This window comes from Pseudomonas kilonensis (genome assembly GCF_001269885.1).
GTDB classification, from domain to species: Bacteria; Pseudomonadota; Gammaproteobacteria; order Pseudomonadales; family Pseudomonadaceae; genus Aquipseudomonas; species Aquipseudomonas kilonensis.
Genome location: NZ_LHVH01000013.1, coordinates 38,661 through 59,043, shown reverse-complemented (window position 1 = coordinate 59,043; position 20,383 = coordinate 38,661). Strand labels below are relative to the sequence as shown.

20 protein-coding genes and 1 riboswitch are annotated in these 20,383 nt (G+C 61.4%); of the genes, 5 read left to right on the top strand and 15 right to left on the bottom strand.

Going from position 1 to position 20,383, the window contains the following annotated elements:
- Window positions 1-192 precede the first annotated feature (192 nt).
- The 4 genes from AD662_RS04570 to AD662_RS04555 all read right to left on the bottom strand — a co-directional run bounded on the left by AD662_RS04570 (window position 193) and on the right by AD662_RS04555 (window position 6,311).
- Window positions 193-1,557: a DUF1329 domain-containing protein gene (locus AD662_RS04570; RefSeq protein WP_053185729.1), complete on the bottom strand. Its 1,365-nt coding sequence runs from the start codon at window positions 1,555-1,557 to the stop codon at window positions 193-195.
- Between the two features lie 25 nt (window positions 1,558-1,582).
- Complete coding sequence (locus AD662_RS04565) at window positions 1,583-3,454, bottom strand: DUF1302 domain-containing protein (protein ID WP_053185726.1); 1,872 nt, start codon at window positions 3,452-3,454, stop codon at window positions 1,583-1,585.
- 288 nt (window positions 3,455-3,742) lie between these two features.
- Window positions 3,743-5,425: a fatty acid--CoA ligase gene (locus AD662_RS04560; RefSeq protein WP_053178229.1), complete on the bottom strand. Its 1,683-nt coding sequence runs from the start codon at window positions 5,423-5,425 to the stop codon at window positions 3,743-3,745.
- Between the two features lie 256 nt (window positions 5,426-5,681).
- Window positions 5,682-6,311: a LysE family translocator gene (locus tag AD662_RS04555; RefSeq protein WP_018614041.1), complete on the bottom strand. Its 630-nt coding sequence runs from the start codon at window positions 6,309-6,311 to the stop codon at window positions 5,682-5,684.
- Between the two features lie 205 nt (window positions 6,312-6,516).
- On the opposite strand from AD662_RS04555, the gene AD662_RS04550 reads away from it, so the two are divergent.
- From AD662_RS04550 to AD662_RS04540, 3 genes are all read left to right on the top strand, one after another.
- Complete coding sequence (locus AD662_RS04550) at window positions 6,517-7,482, top strand: 2-hydroxyacid dehydrogenase (protein ID WP_053185721.1); 966 nt, start codon at window positions 6,517-6,519, stop codon at window positions 7,480-7,482.
- A 33-nt stretch (window positions 7,483-7,515) separates the two neighbouring features.
- Entirely contained in the window at window positions 7,516-8,514 is a 999-nt protein-coding gene (locus AD662_RS04545; protein ID WP_018614037.1) for a methyltransferase, read from the top strand.
- A gap of 49 nt (window positions 8,515-8,563) precedes the next feature.
- A riboswitch (yybP-ykoY riboswitch) is annotated at window positions 8,564-8,686 on the top strand.
- Between the two features lie 87 nt (window positions 8,687-8,773).
- On the top strand, window positions 8,774-9,358 hold the full coding sequence (locus tag AD662_RS04540; protein WP_014336648.1) for a TMEM165/GDT1 family protein: 585 nt from the start codon (window positions 8,774-8,776) through the stop codon (window positions 9,356-9,358).
- A gap of 126 nt (window positions 9,359-9,484) precedes the next feature.
- Here the strand turns inward: AD662_RS04540 and AD662_RS04535 are convergent, their stop codons facing one another.
- The 11 genes from AD662_RS04535 to AD662_RS04485 form a co-directional block, all read right to left on the bottom strand.
- Complete coding sequence (locus AD662_RS04535) at window positions 9,485-10,300, bottom strand: M48 family metallopeptidase (protein WP_053178226.1); 816 nt, start codon at window positions 10,298-10,300, stop codon at window positions 9,485-9,487.
- Between the two features lie 327 nt (window positions 10,301-10,627).
- Window positions 10,628-11,680 carry a histidinol-phosphate transaminase gene (gene hisC, locus AD662_RS04530; protein ID WP_053185718.1) on the bottom strand — a complete coding sequence of 351 codons (1,053 nt, stop codon included), beginning with the start codon at window positions 11,678-11,680 and terminating at the stop codon, window positions 10,628-10,630.
- Between the two features lies 1 nt (window position 11,681).
- Entirely contained in the window at window positions 11,682-13,019 is a 1,338-nt protein-coding gene (hisD, locus tag AD662_RS04525; RefSeq protein WP_018614029.1) for a histidinol dehydrogenase, read from the bottom strand.
- Between the two features lie 123 nt (window positions 13,020-13,142).
- Window positions 13,143-13,778, bottom strand: coding sequence for an ATP phosphoribosyltransferase (gene hisG, locus AD662_RS04520; protein WP_003197870.1), 636 nt, complete (start codon window positions 13,776-13,778; stop codon window positions 13,143-13,145).
- 129 nt (window positions 13,779-13,907) lie between these two features.
- Window positions 13,908-15,173, bottom strand: a complete 1,266-nt coding sequence (gene murA, locus AD662_RS04515) for a UDP-N-acetylglucosamine 1-carboxyvinyltransferase (protein ID WP_018614024.1) — start codon at window positions 15,171-15,173, stop codon at window positions 13,908-13,910.
- A 22-nt stretch (window positions 15,174-15,195) separates the two neighbouring features.
- Window positions 15,196-15,435, bottom strand: coding sequence for a BolA family protein (locus tag AD662_RS04510; RefSeq protein WP_018614022.1), 240 nt, complete (start codon window positions 15,433-15,435; stop codon window positions 15,196-15,198).
- Between the two features lie 115 nt (window positions 15,436-15,550).
- Window positions 15,551-15,856 carry an STAS domain-containing protein gene (locus AD662_RS04505; protein ID WP_018614021.1) on the bottom strand — a complete coding sequence of 102 codons (306 nt, stop codon included), beginning with the start codon at window positions 15,854-15,856 and terminating at the stop codon, window positions 15,551-15,553.
- Between the two features lie 8 nt (window positions 15,857-15,864).
- The gene (locus AD662_RS04500) at window positions 15,865-16,518 is read right to left on the bottom strand and encodes an MlaC/ttg2D family ABC transporter substrate-binding protein (RefSeq protein ID WP_018614019.1); all 654 of its coding nucleotides are present in this window, start codon (window positions 16,516-16,518) and stop codon (window positions 15,865-15,867) included.
- An 11-nt stretch (window positions 16,519-16,529) separates the two neighbouring features.
- Window positions 16,530-16,997: an outer membrane lipid asymmetry maintenance protein MlaD gene (mlaD, locus tag AD662_RS04495; protein WP_018614017.1), complete on the bottom strand. Its 468-nt coding sequence runs from the start codon at window positions 16,995-16,997 to the stop codon at window positions 16,530-16,532.
- Window positions 16,997-17,794 (bottom strand): lipid asymmetry maintenance ABC transporter permease subunit MlaE, encoded by a 798-nt coding sequence (mlaE, locus tag AD662_RS04490; RefSeq protein ID WP_018614015.1) that lies wholly within the window; start codon window positions 17,792-17,794, stop codon window positions 16,997-16,999. Before mlaE ends, mlaD begins: the two co-directional genes overlap by 1 nt.
- Window positions 17,794-18,603, bottom strand: a complete 810-nt coding sequence (locus AD662_RS04485) for an ATP-binding cassette domain-containing protein (protein WP_024618943.1) — start codon at window positions 18,601-18,603, stop codon at window positions 17,794-17,796. The genes mlaE and AD662_RS04485 overlap by 1 nt, the downstream gene beginning before the upstream one ends.
- 274 nt (window positions 18,604-18,877) lie before the next feature.
- Between AD662_RS04485 and AD662_RS04480 the strand changes: the two genes are divergently transcribed.
- Both AD662_RS04480 and AD662_RS04475 read left to right on the top strand, forming a co-directional pair.
- A complete protein-coding gene (locus tag AD662_RS04480) occupies window positions 18,878-19,852 on the top strand; it encodes a KpsF/GutQ family sugar-phosphate isomerase (RefSeq protein ID WP_018614011.1) in 975 nt (324 codons plus the stop codon).
- Window positions 19,853-20,377: a KdsC family phosphatase gene (locus AD662_RS04475; RefSeq protein WP_014336638.1), complete on the top strand. Its 525-nt coding sequence runs from the start codon at window positions 19,853-19,855 to the stop codon at window positions 20,375-20,377.
- Window positions 20,378-20,383: the final 6 nt, after the last annotated feature.

The following is a 20,383-nucleotide window of genomic DNA, read 5'->3' as shown; positions in this document are numbered from 1 at the left end:
CCCCGCTGGGTTGCGGAGCAACCCCTCAGCCATCTACTTCGGAGCATCAGTCGGATTGTCTTCAAGCTTTTTGGGGCTGCTTCGCAGCCCAGCGGGGATAAATCCCCTCGCCACAGGGGTTTTGTGTTGGTCAAAAAAAGCCCCGAACCAGTCGGGGCGTTTCTTCGAGGATGCGGCCTCGGGTAAAGCAGTTTAGCGGATGCCTTCCTGACGCAGTGCGTTCGGGGTGAAATCGGCGGTGGTGGCGGTGAAGCCGAAGTCGTAGGCCGATTTCTCTTCGTTCTTCATGCCCAGTGCCAGGTAGCGGCCGGACTGCAGGTCGTAGAGAGTTTCCAGGGCATACCACGGCACTTGCTTGTCATAGTAGTTCTCGGCATGGGCCTCGGCCACGCGCCACAGTTGGCCACGGCCATCGTAGTGGTCGATCACTGCGGCTTGCCAGGTGTCTTCGTCGATGTAGAAGTCACGCTTGGCGTAGATATGGCGTTGGCCTTCCTTCAGGGTCGCGGTCACATGCCAGACACGACGCAGCTCGTAGCGGGCCAGGTCCTGGTTGATGTGGCCGGCCTTGATGATGTCGGCGTACTTGAGTTGCGGCGAATCGATCTTGTAGCTGTTGGAGGCGATATACAGCTCTTTCTTGCCTTCCAGCTTCCAGTCGTAGCGGTCCGGCGCACCGTTGTACATGTCCAGGTTGTCGGAAGTACGCAGACCATCGGCAGCGGTACCCGGGCCGTCATAGGACACTTGCGGGGCACGGCGCACACGGCGCTGGCCGGCGTTGTAGACCCACGCCGAACGCGGTTCCTTCACCTGGTCGAGGGTTTCGTGCACCAACAGCACGCCACCGGCCAGTCGCGCTGGAGCGGTCACTTGCTGCTTGAAGTAGAACAGGATGTTGCCAGGGTTGGCCGGATCGAAATCCTTCATCTTGTCGCGGAACACGAACTGGTCGCGGAAATACACCAGGCTGTACGAACCGTTTGGCTGCGGGGTGGCCTGGGTGACCAGGCGCGTCACGCTGCCGCCACGATAGCGGGTGATGTGGTTCCAGATGACTTCCACGCCGCTCTGGGGAATCGGGAACGGCACGGCCGTCTCGAAGTTCTCCAGGCCGTTGCCGCCGGAGACCAGCTTGGTGTTGACCGCGTTTTTCTTGATGGAGGCGAACACCTCGTCAGGCACGGTGGCACCGCGATGGGTCGGATAGACCGGCATCTTGAAGGTTTCCGGGTAACGCTTGAACATCGCGTATTGGCCCGGGGCGAGTTTGGCTTTGTACTGCTCGACGTTCTGCGCGGTGATGGTGAACAGCGGTTTTTCGGTCGGGAATGGGTCGGCAAGGAAACCCTTGCTGTCCACGGCACCGGCGTTCTTGGCCATGGGTTTCCAGGCCGAGATGGAGCCGTCGGCATTGCCAGCCATTTCGGCGCCCATCGGCGTCAGGCTCTTGCCCAGTTTGTCGGCCTCGGCGGCAGGCACCGCCGCCATGACACTGGCCGCCAACAGGGATAACCCCAAAGCACCGACCTGCAACAGATTCTTTGTTATTTTCATAGTGTGTCGTCCTGAAATTCGGTGCTTAGAAGGTCACGCCGACGCTGAGCGCCAGGAAGTCACGATCGTCCACGGTACTGAAGTCGCCACCAAAGAAGTTGGTGTAGGCCAGGCTGGCGTTGTAAGTGTTCTGGTACTCGGCATCCAGCCCGAGGCTGACGGCTTTGCGGCCTTCTTCGAAGTTGCCGCCAGGGCCTGGCGAGTAGCCTTTGACGTCATGGGACCAGGCCACGTTAGGCTTGAGGTTCACGCCAGCGAAGACGTCCGGGTATTCCCAGATCGCGCGAGCGCGGTAGCCCCAGGAAGTGGAGGTAGTGAAGCCGTCGTTGTTGCAGTTGCTGTTCACATCGCTGCTGGTCTGGCCGCCACCTGCGGCGGTCGAGGCATTGAGCGTGTCACAGAAGCCATTGGGCAGCTCGCCCGGACCGAACACCGGGTCACGACCGTAGCGAACGTCGGATTTGCTTTCCAAGCCGCCCACATGCGTCACGCCAATTTCGCCCACCAGGGTTAGACGGCTGGCGCCCATGACCTGGTCGAGGAAGTGAGTGAATGTGGTCTGGAACTGGGTGATTTCCTTGCGGCGGTAGCCATGCAGATCCTGGCCTGGTACGCCTGTAAGCAGCGAAGCATCGTCGAACGGACGGCCTCCGGGGCCGAAATTGATCGGGCGAACACCCGCGAACAAAATATCGGTGGTGCTTAGTTGAACCGGTGCATTCGGCCGATAACTCAGTTCACCGCTCCATGCAGTACCGGTAGGCAAGGTGGTAGAGAAGCTCAGGCCATAGAGGCGGATATCTTCTGGATATTCGACGAAGTATTCCGAGTTACCCGCTACAAGCACCGGCGCCCCTTGGCCAAGGCCCGGTGCTATGTTGTAGATAGACTGTGGAGCTCCAGTTGCACTGAAAATTGGCGCCCGACTATGATAGTTAATGAAGTAAGCGCCAAATTCGGTGTCCAGCGGCTCGAACATGTATTTCAAGGAAGCGCCCCATTGGCCGCTATCTCGGGCATCGCGGTCCGCGCCGCGACGCACGAGCACGCCTTCATCGTTTATGTCGACTCCCAATGAACCCAATGCGGCTAGTTGTCCAGCTGTAAAGTTGGAACGCTTACTCAATACCCGCAGATTATCCGTACAGCCATCGGCAATAACATCCGGCTGGGAGAAGAACGTACCGCAGTTATCGACAACCGTCTGGTCCCATTCCAGTTGATAGAACGCTTCAGCCGACAAATTATCGGTCAGGCTCTGGGACACATAGAACATGTTGACCGGGATCAAGCCTTCCTTGACCTCGGCACCCGGGCGACGGAATGCGGACACGTCAACTGGGTTGATGGAGTTGATGCCGCCCTGGATGAAGGTACTTTCACCCCAGCTGACCACCTGCTTGCCCAGGCGGACCGAGCCTGGCTGATCGGCAATGGCGTAGTTGTGGTAGACAAATGCATCGAGAATCTGCCCGCCGGAGGACTGGGCGCCTTCCTTGCGATTGTTGTCGCTGATGTCCTTGAACGGACGGCTTTCGTCCTTGAGTTCAAAGTCGTACCAGTACTTGCCGCGCACAAACACGCCGGTATCGCCGTACTTCAGTTCCAGGTCGTGGATGCCCTTGAAGATCTTCGAGAAGGTTTCCCCTCGCTTGAAGTTCAAGTGCCCGTCATCGGAGGTCTGCGACAAGCCCTTGCCGCCATTGTTGACACCGATCAGGTCCTTGTTGGCCTTGGCCGTGGACCAGCTCGCCCCCACCGACAGGGACGAGTCGAACTGGCCTTCGATTTCACCGATGTTGAAGCTGACGCCGAATGCCGGGCCGGCGAGCGAGGAGGCAAGACTGACGGCCAGAGGCAGTTTTGCCCGGCGCCAGAAAGTGTTTGCTGAGGTCATCGACGCAACTCCATGTGTTTTATTGTTATGGCAGTGGACATTTCCAGAAACTCTTCGCCGTGCTGGCACGTACGTCCCATTCCGAAAATCCCATGAGCGGACTATAGCCAGCAGGTAGTACGGCTTGATCCCTCTAAAGTGTGATTTGCAGCCCTCAACCACTCTGGAACAGTCCTTTCGCCAGACCGACAGATGCCGGCACGGCAAGGATGGCTGAAATTTTCGGTTTGACAAGGCAAGCGCTTGCTTGGTGGGGCTGCCGTGCCCTTTCGGGCACGGCAAAAAGGCCTAAAGCGTGGACAGGAAGGTGCTGTTGTTGCTCTGCCATTCGGTGATGTCGACGCGGATGCGCTTCTTGTCGAGCTTGCCGACGCTGGTCTTGGGAATTTCCGTAACAAGGGCGATCTGGCTCGGGATCGCCCACTTGCTCAAGTGCCCCAGCTCGACGAACGGCTTGAGGTGTTCCTTGAGTTCGCGAGCCCCGAGCTGATGCCCTTCGCGAATCACCAGCAAGGCAAACGGCCGCTCGCCCCACTGCGGATCGGGAATGCCGACCACTGCTACTTCGCGTACCGCCACGTGACGGCTGATGAGGTCTTCCAGGTCCAGGGAAGAGATCCATTCGCCACCGGTCTTGATCACATCCTTGATGCGGTCACGGATGTCGATGAAGCCCATGTTATCGAGCGTGGCGACGTCACCGGTGTGCAGCCAGCCGCCAGCCCAGAGCTCGGCGCCCTTCTGCGGCTCGTTGAAATAGCCCTCGGTGAGCCACGGCGCGCGCAGTACCAGTTCGCCCTGGGTCTCGCCGTCGGCCGGCAGGAAACGTCCCTCGGTGTCAACGATTGCCGCCTCCACCAGTGGGCCCGGCACGCCGGCCTTGATCCGGTATGTGGTGCGTTCGTCTTCGCTACCGGCCATCAGTTCATCGTTGAGGTGGGCGCAGGACACCAGCGGGCCGGTTTCCGACATGCCATAGGCGGCAGTGAGCTGGATGCCCCGGGCCTTGGCCGCTTCGTACAGGCTGCGGTTCAGGGCGCTGCCGCCGATGACGATTTTCCAGCCGCCGAAATCGGTGCCCTGGGCGCCCTTGGCGTTGAGGACCATTTGCAGGATGGTTGGCACACAATGGGAAAAGGTGACCTTTTCCTTGCGCCACAGCTGGACCAGGAATTCGGGATCGTAGCGACCCGGGTAAACCTGCTTGAGCCCGAGCATGGTCGCGACATAGGGCAGGCCCCAGGCGTGGACATGGAACATCGGCGTGATGGGCATGTACACGTCGTTGGTGCCCAGCAGCCGCACGCTGTCGATGGACCCCATGATGGTCGCCACGCCCATGGTGTGCAGCACCAGTTGCCGATGGGTGAAGTACACGCCCTTGGGGTTGCCCGTGGTGCCAGTGGTATAGAACGTGGTGGCGACGGAGTTTTCGTCGAAATCCTGGAAGTCGTAGGTGGGGGCGGCGGCGGCCAGCAGTTGCTCGTATTCACCCACCAGGTTCGGCAGGTCGGCGGTTTTTTCCGGCAGGTCGGTCAGCAGCAGGGTCTTGTCCACCGTGGTCAGGTGCCCGGCAATCGCCTGGTACAAGCCGACGAACTCACTGTTGACCAGCACGAAGCGGTCCTCGGCGTGGTTCATGGTGTAGAGGATCTGTTCCGGTGACAGGCGCACATTGATGGTGTGGATCACCGCACCGATCATCGGGATCGCGAACATGCATTCCAGGTAGCGATGGCTGTCCCAGTCCATCACCGCCACGGTATCACCGGCCTTGACCCCCGCCTCGGTCAACACATTGGCCAGGCGCGCGACCCGCTCTATCAGCGTCGGATAGCTGTAGCGCAACTGGTCACGGTAGATGATCTCGCGGGTTTTCTCGTAACGCGTGCCGGACATCAGCAGCCGCTTGATCAGCAGCGGGTATTGATAAGCGCCTTCGGCTGGAGGAATAACGCGAGTCTGCAACATAAGAGTCCCTTTTCTGACTGCACGGTCTTGGCTGGAAGTTAGCACTCTAGAGCGCTTATACACCGATCAAATCAGCCAAAGGAATGATTTGATCGGCGCGCCAATACTAGCCTTGAGCCATGCCCAGGACTGTAGGAGCTGCCGAGTGCAACGAGGCTGCGATCTTTCCCCTGCCAATTGAATCCAGAGCGAAAAAACAAAAGATCAAAAGATCGCAGCCTTCGGCAGCTCCTACACAAAGCGAGCTTAGGGTGGATCAGTGCGCCTCGGTAAACGCCAGCTTCACCCCAATGGCGACGAGCACCGCGCCCATGGTCCGGTCGAACCAGTGGCCCATGCGCGCAAAACCGGCGCGCACCCGCTGCTGGCTGAACAGCAGCGCCACCAGGCAGAACCAGGCGGCCGTCGCAACCGCCAGGTACACGCCGTAACCGGCCTGGACGGCCAACGGTGTGTGCGGGTTGATCACCACGGTGAACAGCGACAGGAAAAACAGCGTCGCCTTGGGGTTCAGGCCATTGGTGACGAAGCCCGAGGTGAACGCGCCGCGAGGGGTACGCTCACCGGCCTCCTTGTGCAGGTTGTCCTCGCTGGGCTTGGCCGGTTGCGCCCGCAGTGCCTTGAAGCCGATGTACAGCAGGTACGCGGCGGCGGCCCATTTCAGCGCGTTGAACAGCACGATCGATTGCGACACGATCAGGCCGATACCCAACAGCGAATACCCCACGTGCAGGAAAATCGCCGTGCCGACGCCCAGCGCCGTCCAGGTCCCGGCGCGCCGGCCATGGGTCACGCTTTCACGCACCACCACGGCAAAATCCGGCCCGGGGCTGGCAACGGCCAACAAGTGGATCAGGGCGACGGTGAGGAATTCGGTGAGGTACATGGTGGCTCCTTGGCTAGCTCAATCTCAAAACAAACATCAACTGTGCGGCGAGTGAAACTGTGTGGGAGCAAAGCTTGCTCGCGATACAGGCGACTCGATTCCTGGCAAACCGCATCGCCGATGTCGCGAGCAAGCTTTGCTCCCACAGACATCTGATAGGCTCGCCACATTACGCCTTCGGTTCTTGACATAAAAGGTACAGCTGATGACGAACATCGTCCGCGCAGTCTTCCTCGACCACCCTTCCCTGGACCTCGGCGACCTGGACCTGAGCCCGCTGCGCAACTGCTTCAGCGACCTGCAACTGTTCGCCCGGACCACGCCGGACCAGGTGGCCGAGCGGCTCGAGGGCGCCACCGTGGCGATCACCAACAAGGCCGTGATCGATGCGCAGGCCATGGCGGCCAGCCCCGACCTGAAGCTGATCCTGATCAGCGCCACCGGCACCAACAATGTCGACTTGGCCGCCGCCCGCAGCCACGGCATCACGGTGTGCAATTGCCAGGGCTACGGCACACCGTCGGTGGCCCAGCACACGATCATGCTGTTGCTGAACCTGGCGACGCGCCTGGCCGATTACCAAAAAGCAGTAGGTGAAGGTCGCTGGCAGCAGGCTTCGCAGTTTTGCCTGCTGGACTATCCGATTGTCGAACTGGAAGGCAAGACCCTCGGCTTGCTCGGCCATGGCGAACTGGGCAGCGCCGTCGGGCGGCTGGCCGAAGCCTTTGGCATGCGCGTGCTGCTGGGGCAGCTCCCCGGGCGCCCAGCCCGCCCCGACCGCTTGCCACTGGAGCAATTGTTGCCGCAAGTCGATGCCCTGACCCTGCACTGCCCGCTTAACGAGCACACTCGGAACTTCATCGGCGCCCGCGAACTCGCGCAGCTCAAACCCGGCGCGTTCGTGGTCAACACCGCCCGTGGTGGCCTGATCGACGAACAGGCCTTGGCCGAAGCCCTGCGCAGCGGTCATTTGGGTGGCGCCGCCACCGACGTGCTCAGCGTGGAGCCGCCGGCCCAAGGCAACCCGCTGCTGGCCGGCGATATTCCACGCTTGATCGTCACACCGCACAACGCCTGGGGCAGCCGCGAGGCGCGGCAACGGATCGTCGGGCAAATGAGCGAAAACGCCCAGGGCTTTTTCAGCGGTACAGCGCGGCGTGTCGTCAGTTGATAAACTGCCGCACTTTTTTTCAAGGAGCAGACCATGGATCCGCGCAGTGAAGTACTGCTTCGTCAGGCCGAGTTATTCCAGGGTTCGGTCTTGCTGGCCGGCCTGCCCGCCGATGACCTGCTCGGCCGTTTGCCAGAGGCCCATGGCTGGTGCTGGCACGCTGGGGATCAGGCCGCGCTGGACGCTCGCTTCCCTGAGCGCAGCCACTTTGGCGTGAACATACCCGAGCGTGGGTTCGACACGGCCGTGGTGTTCCTGCCCAAGGCCAAGGACCTGACCGACTACATCCTCAATGCCGTGGCGGCGCGCCTGGCCGGGCGCGAGGTGTACCTGGTGGGGGAAAAACGCAGCGGCATCGAAGGGGCGTCCAAGCAGCTCAACCCGTTCGGCAAGCCACGTAAGCTCGACAGTGCGCGGCATTGCCAACTGTGGCAGGTCACCGTCGCCAACGCGCCCGAGGCCAAGCCCCTGGAAAGCCTGGCCCAGACCTACGAATTGCCCCTGGCCGAAGGCCCGTTGAAGGTCATCAGCCTGCCAGGGGTGTTCAGCCATGGTCGCCTGGACCGCGGCAGTGCGCTGCTGTTGGAACACCTGGATAAACTGCCCAGCGGGCATTTGCTGGACTTCGGCTGCGGTGCCGGGGTGCTGGGGGCGGTGGTCAAGCGGCGTTATCCGCACAACACCGTCACCCTGTTGGACGTGGACGCATTCGCCGCCGCCAGCAGTCGCCTGACCCTGGCCGCCAACGGCCTGGAGGCCGAGGTGCTGACCGGTGACGGCATTGACGCCGCGCCGATGGGCTTGAGCGCGATCCTGAGCAACCCACCGTTCCATGTCGGCGTGCACACCGATTACCACGCCACGGAAAACCTGTTGCGAAAAGCAGCCAAACATCTGAAAAACGGCGGCGAACTGCGGCTGGTTGCCAATAGCTTCCTCAAGTACCAGCCACTGATCGAGGAGCATTTGGGCGTCTGCGCCATCAAGGCCGAAGGCCAGGGCTTTCGCATCTACCGGGCCAAGCGCGGTTGAAATCTTTTAGGTAACAGCACTTGCTCAATCGGATTTGCCTAGGCAGAATCCGCTCCGTCCTAGGGGAGTAGTCTCCCGCGAGCGCCATGCTCGCCCGGCATACGTCAACATACTTGGTCAGCAGACCATGGCGTATGCGGCCCAAGCGTCCACACAGATGGTCGCTGGGTTTGACAAGACCTATGACACGCACACCTTACCCGGGGCGGGAAGGCTGTACGTGTCATAGCCGTGTCGACCCGCCCCTTAGGAATTCCTGATGCTGGACTCACTCCTGGTACCTACCGCTATCGTTGCGCTGGCCGAAATCGGCGACAAGACGCAATTGCTCGCGCTTATCCTGGCCGCTCGCTTTCGCAAACCCTGGCCGATCATCGCCGGCATCGTTGCTGCGACGCTCGCCAACCATGCCGCTGCCGGGGCAGTGGGGGCCTGGGTCAGCGGCTTTTTCTCCAACGCGGTCTTGCACTGGATACTGGCGGCAAGCTTCACGGCCACGGCGCTGTGGACCCTGGTCCCGGACAAACTGGACGATGAGGAAGCGAACACGGCCCGCAAGTTCGGCCCGTTCCTGACCACGTTGATTGCGTTCTTCCTGGCGGAAATCGGCGACAAGACGCAGATCGCCACGGTGATGCTCGCCGCGCAATACCCTGAGTTGTGGTTGGTGATCATCGGCACCACCGTGGGCATGTTGATTGCCAACGTGCCGGTGGTCCTGGCGGGCAATTTCGCCGCCGAGAAGCTGCCCCTGACCCTGATCCGCCGCCTGGCCGCCTCGGCATTCTTCGTCCTGGCGATCGTGGCGGTGTACAAGGCGATGCAGAGTAGTGGGTGGGTTTGAGGCTGCGTCACACCTTGGGCATAGGATAACTGTGGGAGCATAGCTTGCTCGCGATAAACGATGACGCGGTCTGATTAACGTCTGCGTCGCCCCTGTCGCGAGCAAGCTTTGCTCCCACAGCGATGCTTACTTCTTGGCCTGCTGATAAAGCGGCATCACCTTCGGAATCGCCGCCTGCAACGAAGCGATACGGCTGCTCGACGACGGGTGGGTGCTCATGAATTCCGGTGGCGCGCCTTCCGAGGCCTTGGCCATCTTGTTCCACAAGGTGATCGCCGCGTTCGGGTCGTAGCCAGCGCGGGCGGCCAGTTCGAGGCCGATCAGGTCGGCTTCGTTCTCGTTGCCGCGGCTGTTGGGCAAGGTCATGCCGTAGTTGGCGACGGTGTCGGCCAATGCCAGGCTGTCCTGGCCCAGGCCGAACAAGGCGCCAGCGCCCTGCTTCGCCATCTCGATGCCATAGGCCTTGGACATCGCTTCGCGCCCGTGCTCACGCAGGGCGTGGGCGATTTCGTGACCCATGATCGCGGCGATTTCAGCGTCGGTCAGCTTCAACTGGTCGATCAGGCCGGTGTAGAACATGATCTTGCCGCCAGGACCGCAATTGGCGTTGAGCTCATCGCTCTTGATCAGGTTCACTTCCCATTTCCACTGCGCCGAATCCGGGCGGAACACCGGCGCCTTGGCGATCAAGCGGTCGGCAATGACCTGGATGCGCTTGGCATCGGTGCTGGTCTTGTCCAGCGCGCCCTGGGCGCTCGCCTCACCCATCGTCTTTTGATAGGACTGGGCGTACATCTGGTTGACCTCAGCGGTCGACAGCATGCTGAACATGTACTGCTTGCGCTCCACGCCCACGGCTCCGCCGCTGGTGGTATTGACCGACTGGCAACCGGTGAGCAGCAGAGCCGCGCTCAGAGCACTCACCATCAATGTCTTGTTCATGTAAAAAAAGCTCCCTGGAAACGTGGGCGTATCCTAGGCCTTGATTTGTATCGGCGCCAGATACATAACGAAGGATTACAGTTTTTTCGCATTGCTCGCGATAGCGCCAGCCAACACTGAAGTGACTGACATCACGCCTTCGCGAGCAAGCTCGCTCCCACAGGGGGGATTGGCGGCAGGATGCCGATTTGTGAATGCAGCAGAACAACTGTGGGAGCAAAGCTTGCTCGCGATGGCGTCAGTCCAGCCAACATTGAGGTGACTGACACTACGCCATCGCGAGCAAGCTTTGCTCCCACAGACTCCCCACAGGCTCAATGCAGGGGGTTAGAGTTCGCCGAGGGCTTCGATCAGGGCCTGGTTCTGCTCCGGTGTACCGATGCTGATCCGCAGGAACTGGGCAATCCGCTCCTGCTTGAAGTGCCGCACGATCACACCCTGCTCCCGCAGTTTCGCCGCCAACCCTGCCGCATCGTGCCGGGGGTGGCGGGCGAAGATGAAGTTGGCCGCCGAGGGCAGCACGTCGAAGCCCTTGGCTTGCAGTTGGGCCACGACCCATTCACGGTGCTCGATGACCAACTGGCAGGTCCGGTCGAAATGCTCGCGATCATCGAACGCCGCCGCGCCGCCGACATTCGCCAGGCGATCCAGCGGGTAGGAGTTGAAGCTGTTCTTGATCCGCTCCAGCGCTTCGATCAGGTCCGGATGGCCCACCGCCAGGCCCACGCGCAGTCCCGCCAGGGAGCGGGACTTGGACAGGGTCTGGGTCACCAGCAGGTTCGGATAGCGATCCACCAGGCTGATGGCCGTCTCGCCGCCGAAGTCGATATAGGCCTCGTCGACCACCACCACCGAATCCGGGCTGGCCTTGAGGATCTGCTCGACCGCTTCCAGCGCCAGCAGGCAGCCGGTCGGCGCGTTCGGGTTGGGGAAAATGATCCCGCCATTGGGTTTGGCGTAGTCCGCCGGGTCGATCTGGAATTGCGCATCCAGCGGCACCGCATCGAACTGGATGCCGTACAACCCGCAATACACCGGATAGAAGCTGTAGCTGATGTCCGGGAACAACAGCGGCTGGTCGTGTTGCAACAGGCCGTGAAAAATGTGCGCCAGCACTTCATCCGAGCCGTTACCCAGGAACACCTGGTTGCTCTGCACGCCGTAATAGCGGGCCACGGCGCCTTTCAGCAGGTCGCTGTTGGGATCCGGATACAGGCGCAGGTTGTCGTTCAGCTCGGTCTGCATCGCCGCCAGGGCCTTGGGCGATGGGCCGTAGGGGTTCTCGTTGGTGTTGAGCTTGACCAACCGGGTCAGCTTCGGCTGTTCACCCGGCACGTAGGGCACCAGGTTCTTGACGAACGGGCTCCAGAATTTACTCATTTCAGTTCCCCTGCCCTTCGATGGATGACTCGTCAAGAATGCGGTACTCGGCACTGCGCGCGTGGGCGCTCAGCGATTCGCCACGGGCCAGCACCGAAGCGGTCTTGCCCAGTTCGGATGCGCCCTGCTCGGAGCAGAAGATGATCGACGAGCGTTTCTGGAAGTCATACACCCCCAGCGGCGACGAGAAGCGCGCGGTGCCGGAGGTCGGCAACACGTGGTTGGGGCCTGCGCAGTAATCGCCCAGGGCCTCACTGGTGTGGCGCCCCATGAAGATCGCACCGGCGTGACGGATCTGCGGCAACCAGGCCTGCGGGTCGGCGACCGACAACTCCAGGTGTTCCGGCGCGATGCGGTTGGCGACTTCGATGGCCTGCTCCATGTCGCGGACCTTGATCAGCGCGCCACGACCGTTGATCGAGGTGTTGATGATCTCGGCGCGGTCCATGGTCGGCAGCAGCTTGTCGATGCTGGCGGCGACCTTGTCGAGGAACTCGGCGTCCGGACTGACCAGGATCGCCTGGGCGTCTTCGTCGTGCTCGGCCTGGGAAAACAGGTCCATGGCGATCCAGTCCGGGTCGGTCTGGCCGTCGCACACCACGAGGATCTCCGAAGGGCCGGCGATCATGTCGATGCCGACCTGGCCAAACACATGGCGCTTGGCGGTGGCGACATAGATGTTGCCCGGCCCGACCACCTTGTCGACCCGTGGCACGCTTTCGGTGCCATAAGCCAGCGCAGCCACGGCCTGGGCACCGCCGATGGTGAACACCCGGTCCACACCAGCGATGCAGGCGGCGGCCAGCACCAGTTCGTTGATTTCACCGCGCGGGGTCGGGACAACCATGACCACTTCGGTCACGCCGGCGACCTTGGCCGGGATGGCGTTCATCAGCACCGAGGACGGATAGGACGCCTTGCCGCCCGGCACGTACAGGCCGGCGCGGTCCAGCGGCGTGACTTTCTGGCCCAGCACCGTGCCGTCGGCTTCGGTATAGCTCCAGGAGTCCTGTTTCTGCCGTTCGTGATAATCACGCACCCGAGAGGCGGCCTTTTCCAGGGCTTCGCGCTGGGGCACGGTGATCCGGGTCAGGGCCAGTTCCAGGCGCTCGCGCGGCAGGATCAGGTCGGCCATGGACGCCACTTGCAGGCCGTCGAATTTCTGGGTGAATTCCACCAGGGCGGCATCGCCACGCTCGCGCACGGCCTTGATGATGTCCAGCACCCGCTGATTGACCGAGTCGTCAGACACACTTTCCCAGCTCAGCAGATGATCCAGATGATGTGCGAAATCCGGATCGGCAGCGTTGAGTCGGCGAATCGAAGTGGGAGCGGTCATAGCGAGGGCCTCATTAATGGCAAATGCTCAGGCGCCCTAAGCTACCAGTCCATTCGCGTGGGCACCTGAGAAAATTGGCTATGACACGGATAGACGGGCGCGACTCAAGGTCGCGCAGGTGAATCAGCCGCGGTGTCGCGATTCCACTGCCTTGCGCAGGGTATCGATCAGAGCCTGGATACGGGCGTGCTGCATTTTCATCGAAGCCTTGTTGACGATCAGCCGGGAGGTGATGTCAGCGATGAAGTCCTGGGGTTCCAGGCCATTGGCCCGCAGGGTGTTGCCGGTGTCGACCACGTCGATGATCTTGTCCGCCAGGCCGATCAGCGGCGCCAGCTCCATCGAACCGTACAACTTGATGATGTCGACCTGACGACCCTGCTCGGCGTAGTAACGCTTGGCAATGTTGACGAACTTGGTCGCCACGCGCAAACGCCCCTTGGGCTCCGGCGCGCCGACTTTACCGGCGGTCATCAGCTTGCAGCGGGCGATCTGCAGGTCCAGGGGCTCGTACAGGCCCTGGCCGCCGTATTCCATCAGCACGTCCTTGCCGGCAACGCCCAGGTCGGCGGCGCCATGTTCCACGTAGGTCGGCACATCGGTGGCACGCACGATCAGCAAGCGCACGTCGGCCTGGGTCGTGGGGATGATCAGCTTGCGGCTCTTGTCCGGATTCTCGGTCGGCACGATGCCCGCTTCAGCCAGAAGCGGCAAGGTGTCGTCAAGGATGCGGCCCTTGGACAGTGCGATGGTCAACATGGGAAACGTCAGTCCTTATCAAGGTACTCATGCCCGGTCGCAAGCGGCGCCGGACACACATCGAGGGTGCAAACACCCTCGACCTGAAACGAAATCAACGGGCACATCCTTGTGCCCATGCAGCCGGAACTAGCCCGGTACGCGGCGGATCTTGGCGCCGAGCATCTGCAGTTTTTCTTCGATGCACTCGTAGCCACGGTCGATGTGGTAGATGCGGTCGATCAGGGTATCGCCTTCGGCAACCAGGGCCGAGATGACCAGGCTGGCCGAGGCCCGCAGGTCGGTGGCCATCACTGGCGCGCCCTTGAGCTTCTCGGTACCCGTGACGATGGCCGTGTTGCCTTCGACCTGGATCTTGGCGCCCATGCGGTGCAGCTCGTAGACGTGCATGAAGCGGTTTTCGAAGATCGTCTCGATCACAGCACCGGTGCCTTCGGCAATGGCGTTGAGGGAGATGAACTGCGCCTGCATGTCGGTCGGGAACGCCGGGTACGGAGCGGTCCGCACGTTGACGGCTTTTGGCCGCTTGCCGTGCATGTTCACTTCGATCCAGTCTTCGCCGCAGGTGACTTCGGCACCGGCTTCCTTGAGTTTTTCCAGGACGGCTTCAAGGATGGTCGGATCGGTGTCCTTGACCTTGACGCGACCACCGGTGACGGCAGCGGCGACCAGATAGGTGCCGGTTTCGATCCGGTCCGGCATCACTTTGTAGGTGGCCGAATGCAGGCGTTCAACACCGTCGATGGTGATGGTGTCGGTGCCAGCGCCGCTGATCTTGGCGCCCATGGCGATCAGGAAGTTCGCCAGGTCGACCACTTCAGGCTCGCGCGCAGCGTTTTGCAGCACGCTGCGGCCCTTGGCCAGTGCGGCGGCCATCATGATGTTCTCGGTCCCGGTCACGCTGACGGTATCGAAGAAGAAGTGCGCGCCGCGCAAGCCGCCTTCCGGCGCCTTGGCCTTGATGTAGCCGCCTTCGACGTCGATCACCGCACCCATGGCTTCCAGGCCGCGAATGTGCAGGTCCACCGGACGCGAGCCAATGGCGCAACCGCCAGGCAAGGCGACTTCGGCTTCACCGAAACGGGCAACCATCGGGCCCAATACCAGGATCGACGCACGCATGGTCTTCACCAGCTCGTACGGGGCGATCAGGGTCTTGATGGTGCGCGGGTCGATCTCGACGCTGAGCTTCTCGTCGATCACCGGCTCAATGCCCATGCGGCCGAACAGCTCGATCATCGTGGTGATGTCGTGCAGGTGCGGCAGGTTGGCCACGGTCACAGGACCATCGCACAGCAGGGTCGCGGCCAGGATCGGCAGGGCGGAGTTCTTTGCCCCGGAAATACGGATTTCGCCATCAAGACGAACGCCGCCGGTAATAATCAGTTTATCCATAAGAATCTCGAGGCCCTTGGGCTCAGGTGCGCTCGGCCCAGGCCGCGCTGCTGAAAAATTTCATCGTGACCGCGTGGATGCTGCCATCGGCGATCCATGGGTTCAAATGGGCATAGATGCTCTGCTGACGCTTCACTGGGCTCAACGTCGCCAGTTCGTCGCTGATCACGTTCAGCTGGAAGTTGCAGCCTTCGCCTTCAACTTCCACCTTCGTACCAGGCAGCTTTCCTTCAAGGAAGCTCTTCACTTCTACAGCCTGCATGCTCAACCTCAATCGGCGCCCTGTGCGCGCGGGTCGCACATCATACAAAAAAGCCCCGCGCCTGCGAACCCCGCGAAGCAGGACTCTGACGGGGGGACTTTTCCAAGGATGTGGGTCAGGTGTGCGCCAACAGCTCGGTCAGCTCGCTGACCTGGGCTATTTCGCGCATGTCTTCGGGCATCCCACGGATGCTCCACGTTTTGCCGGCCGCCTTGGCGTCCCGCATGAAGCACAGCAGCAGCGACAGCCCGACGCTGCTGGACTTCTGCACCGCCGAGCAATCAATGACCACCTCGGCGGCACTGACGGACTTGATCAGCGCCTGGCCCTGCTTGCGCAGGGCCGGACCGGTGCGGTAATCCAGCACGCCACTGAGCATCAGCACGCCAGCCTCACCCAGACGAACGGCCGACTCACTCACCGATTCGATCATTGTGCCTGCTTCTCTTTGGCTTCTTCGGTCACTTCCTTGGCCTTGGCGACTTCACCGGCCCAACCGTTGATGGTCTTGTCCAGGTCGTTGCCATTGCGCTGCATGGCATCGGCGAACTGATCGCGGAACAGCTTGCCGATGTTGATGCCATTGATGATCACGTTGCGCACCTTCCACTCGTCGTTGATTTTCTCGAGTGTGTAGGACACAGGATAGATCGCGCCGTTGTTGCCCTTGACCTGCATGTCGACGCTGGTGCGGGTGCCACTTTCGTCCTTGGCCGGAGAAACGGTGATGCCCTGGTTGTTGTACTCCAGCAAGGCATTGCCATAGAACTGCATCAGGCTGCGCTTGAAGTTCTCCTGGAAGCGGGTCATCTGCGCCGGGGTTGCCTTGCGCGAGTACTTGACGGTCATGATGCTCTTGGAGATGCCGTCGGCGTCGACCACGGGGCCGACGATGCCGTTCAGTGCGTCATAGAACGCGCTGGGGTCCTGCTTGTATTGCTCTTTGTTGGCGGCAAGGTCCGCCAACAGCCGGGTTGTCGTGTCCTGGATGATGTCATGGGCCGAAGGCGCGGCCACGGCGTTAGCCATCAACGGCAGCGCCGCGAGCAACACCAACAGGCCACGTCGCAAGATAGAGATCATTCAAAAGCTCCTCATTTGGCGTCTTTGCTAACGGTATTGAGCAGGAATTTACCGATCAGGTCCTCGAGCACCAGGGACGACTGCGTGTCGTGGATGACGCCACCGTCCTTGAGCACGGCATCTTCCCCACCCACGCTGATGCCAATGTACTTCTCGCCCAGCAGCCCAGCCGTGAGGATAGATGCAGTGGAATCAGTCGGCAGGTTATCCACGCGTTTTTCCAACTCCAGCGTCACCCGACCGGTGAAATCCTCGCGATTCAGATCGATTGCCGTGACCTTGCCGATCGTGACACCGGCCATGGTCACCTTTGCTCTGACCGTCAAACCGGCGATATTGTCAAAGTTGGCATAAAGTTTATAAGTATCGGTGCTTGCCGTCGGCGCCAGTCCACTGACCCGCAGGGCCAGCAGCAGCAAAGCCAGGATGCCAGCCAGCAAGAAAAGGCCGACACCGATTTCCAGGGTGCGGTTTTGCATCAGAAATCTCCAAACATCAAGGCGGTCAGAATAAAGTCAAGGCCCAGGACCGCCAGTGAGGCGTACACCACGGTCTTGGTTGTGGCACGGCTGATCCCCTCTGACGTGGGCTCACAGTCATAGCCTTGGAACACGGCGATCCAGGTCACGACGAAAGCGAATACGGCACTTTTGATCACGCCATTGAGGACATCGTCGAGGAAATCGACGCTGTTTTGCATGTTCGACCAGTAGGAACCCTCATAGACCCCCAGCCAGTCAACGGCCACCCACGAGCCGCCCCAAATCCCCACGACGCTGAAAATCATTGCCAGCACCGGCAGGGAAATGAAACCGGCCCACAGGCGCGGGGCAATGATGTACTTGAGCGGGTCGACGCCGATCATTTCCAGGCTGGACAACTGCTCGGTGGACTTCATGTTACCGATTTCGGCCGTCAGCGCCGAACCGGCACGCCCGGCAAACAGCAGCGCCGTGACCACGGGGCCGAGCTCACGCAGCAGCGTCAGCGCAACCATCTGCCCGACCGCCTGCTCCGAACCGTAGCTGGACAAAATGCTGAAGCCTTGCAGCGCCAGCACCATGCCAATGAAGATCCCGGAGACCACGATGATCACCAGGGACATCACGCCCACCGAGTGCAACTGCTTGACCAGCAGGCCAAAGCCGCCGCCCGTCGAGTTGCGACCGAGCAAGGCGTGCATCAGGAACAACGAGGAACGGCCCAGTACCGCCAACACGTCGATGCCGGAGCGGCCAAACAGGCGAATTCTTTCCAACAGTGATTTCTTGCGCATCAGCGCTTCCCCAGCAGATCGGTACGGTAATCCGTGGCCGGAAAATGGAACGCCACCGGCCCGTCCGGATCACCCTTCATGAATTGGCGAATGCGCGGGTTGTCCGAGTCTGCCAGTTCCTGCGGTGTCCCCTGCCCCAGCACCTGACCATCGCCGACCACATAGATGTAGTCGGCAATGCTCGCGGTTTCGGCCAGGTCGTGGGAGACCACGATACTGGTGATGCCCAGCGCATCGTTAAGCAGGCGGATCAGGCGTACGAGCACGCCCATGGCGATCGGGTCCTGCCCGACGAAGGGTTCGTCGTACATGAGGATCTTCGGATCGAGGGCAATCGCCCGCGCCAGCGCAACCCGACGCTTCATGCCGCCGGACAGCTCGTCGGGCATCAGGTCAAGGGCGCCACGTAGCCCGACGGCCTGCAATTTGAGCAGGACGATGTCACGGATCATCTCTTCCGGCAGGTCGGTATGGACCCGCAGCGGGAACGCCACGTTCTCGAACACATCGAGATCGGTAAACAGCGCGCCACTCTGGAAGAGCACGCCCATGTGCTTGCGCGCATCGAACAGGTCGCTGCGAGACAACTCGGGAAGATTCTGACCATTGACCCAGACTTCGCCGGCGCTGGGGCGCAGTTGTGCCCCCATCAGCCGTAGCAGCGTGGTCTTGCCGCACCCGGAAGGCCCCATGATACCGGTGACCTTGCCGCGTGGAATGCGAATATCGATGTCATTGAAAATGCTGCGCGTCCCTCGCTTGAAGGACAGTCCCTTCAGCTCGACCGCGTAGGCGTTGTCGGCACTCATCTAAACTCCTTGCGATGCAGCCTCACATTCGAATGCCCTGGGCAGCCGACAAGCGCCGGTACCGCCGGGCACGCGAACCGGCGGCGAACTATATCACTGCAACAGCCAAGCTCCCAAGGCCAACGCCCCGCCCGTTAAGCCTGGTTTAAGGTAAAAAGCCACATTTTATGTCGAACCTTGCGCCCCCTCGAACAAAGCATGACGAACTTACGTGAGGGAATTGTTCATTGCCGCTATAATCGCCGCCTTTTCATCGGGCTATACGATTTCTGACATGAGCCAATCCAGCGACCTGATTCAATCGGCACAACGTACCATCCGCCTCGAGCTCGAAGCCGTGCAAGGCTTGCTGCCCCATATCGACGCTGATTTCGTACGCGCCTGCGAGATGATTCTGGCCAGCAAAGGCCGCGTGGTCGTGGTCGGCATGGGCAAGTCCGGGCACATCGGCAACAAGATCGCCGCCACCCTCGCCAGCACCGGCACCACGGCCTTTTTTGTCCATCCGGCCGAAGCCAGCCACGGGGACATGGGCATGATCACCCGGGACGACGTCATCCTGGCCCTGTCCAACTCCGGCTCCACCAATGAGATCATCACGCTGCTGCCGCTGATCAAGCGCCTGGGCATCCAGTTGATCAGCATGACCGGCAACCCGGACTCGCCGCTGGCCAAGGCCGCCGAAGTAAACCTCAATGTCCATGTCGAACACGAAGCCTGCCCGCTGAACCTGGCACCGACCTCCTCCACCACCGCCGCCCTGGTCATGGGCGACGCCCTGGCCGTGGCGCTGCTGGAAGCCCGGGGCTTCACCGCGGAAGATTTCGCCTTTTCCCATCCCGGTGGCGCCCTCGGCCGTCGCCTGCTGCTGAAAGTCGAAAACGTGATGCACGCTGGCCAGGAGCTGCCACAAGTGCTGCGCGGCACGCTGCTCAAGGACGCGCTCATGGAAATGACCCGCAAAGGGCTGGGCATGACGGTGGTCCTGGAGACCGACGGCAAGCTCGCCGGGATCTTCACCGACGGCGACCTGCGCCGCACCCTGGACCGCACCATCGACATCCACAGTGCGACCATCGAGCAAGTCATGACGCCCCACGGCAAGACCGCCCGCGCCGAGATGCTCGCCGCCGAGGCCCTGAAGATCATGGAAGACCACAAGATCAGCGCCCTGGTGGTCGTCGACGACGAAGACCGCCCGGTGGGCGCCCTGAACATGCACGATTTGCTGCGTGCGGGAGTCATGTAAATGAACACAGACCTGTTGCAACGCGGCCAAGCCATCAAGCTGGCGGTTTTCGATGTGGACGGTGTGCTGACCGACGGTCGCCTGTACTTCCTTGAAGACGGCAGCGAGTTCAAGACGTTCAACACCCTCGACGGCCAAGGCATCAAGATGTTGATGGCCGCCGGCGTGCAGACCGCTATCATCAGCGGCCGCAAGACCCCGGTGGTCGAGCGGCGCGCGAAGAACCTCGGCATCCCGCACCTTTACCAGGGGCGCGAAGACAAACTGGTGGTGCTGGACGAGCTTCTGGGTCAACTCAACCTAAGCTATGAACAGGTGGCCTACCTCGGTGACGACCTGCCAGACCTGCCGGTGATTCGCCGGGTCGGCCTGGGCATGGCGGTCGCCAACGCGGCCAGCTTCGTCCGCGAGCACGCCCACGGCGTCACCACGGCGCGAGGCGGCGAAGGTGCGGCCCGCGAATTCTGTGAACTGATCCTGCGCGCCCAGGGCCGCCTCGAAGCGGCCAACGCCGCGTACCTGTGAGCCATT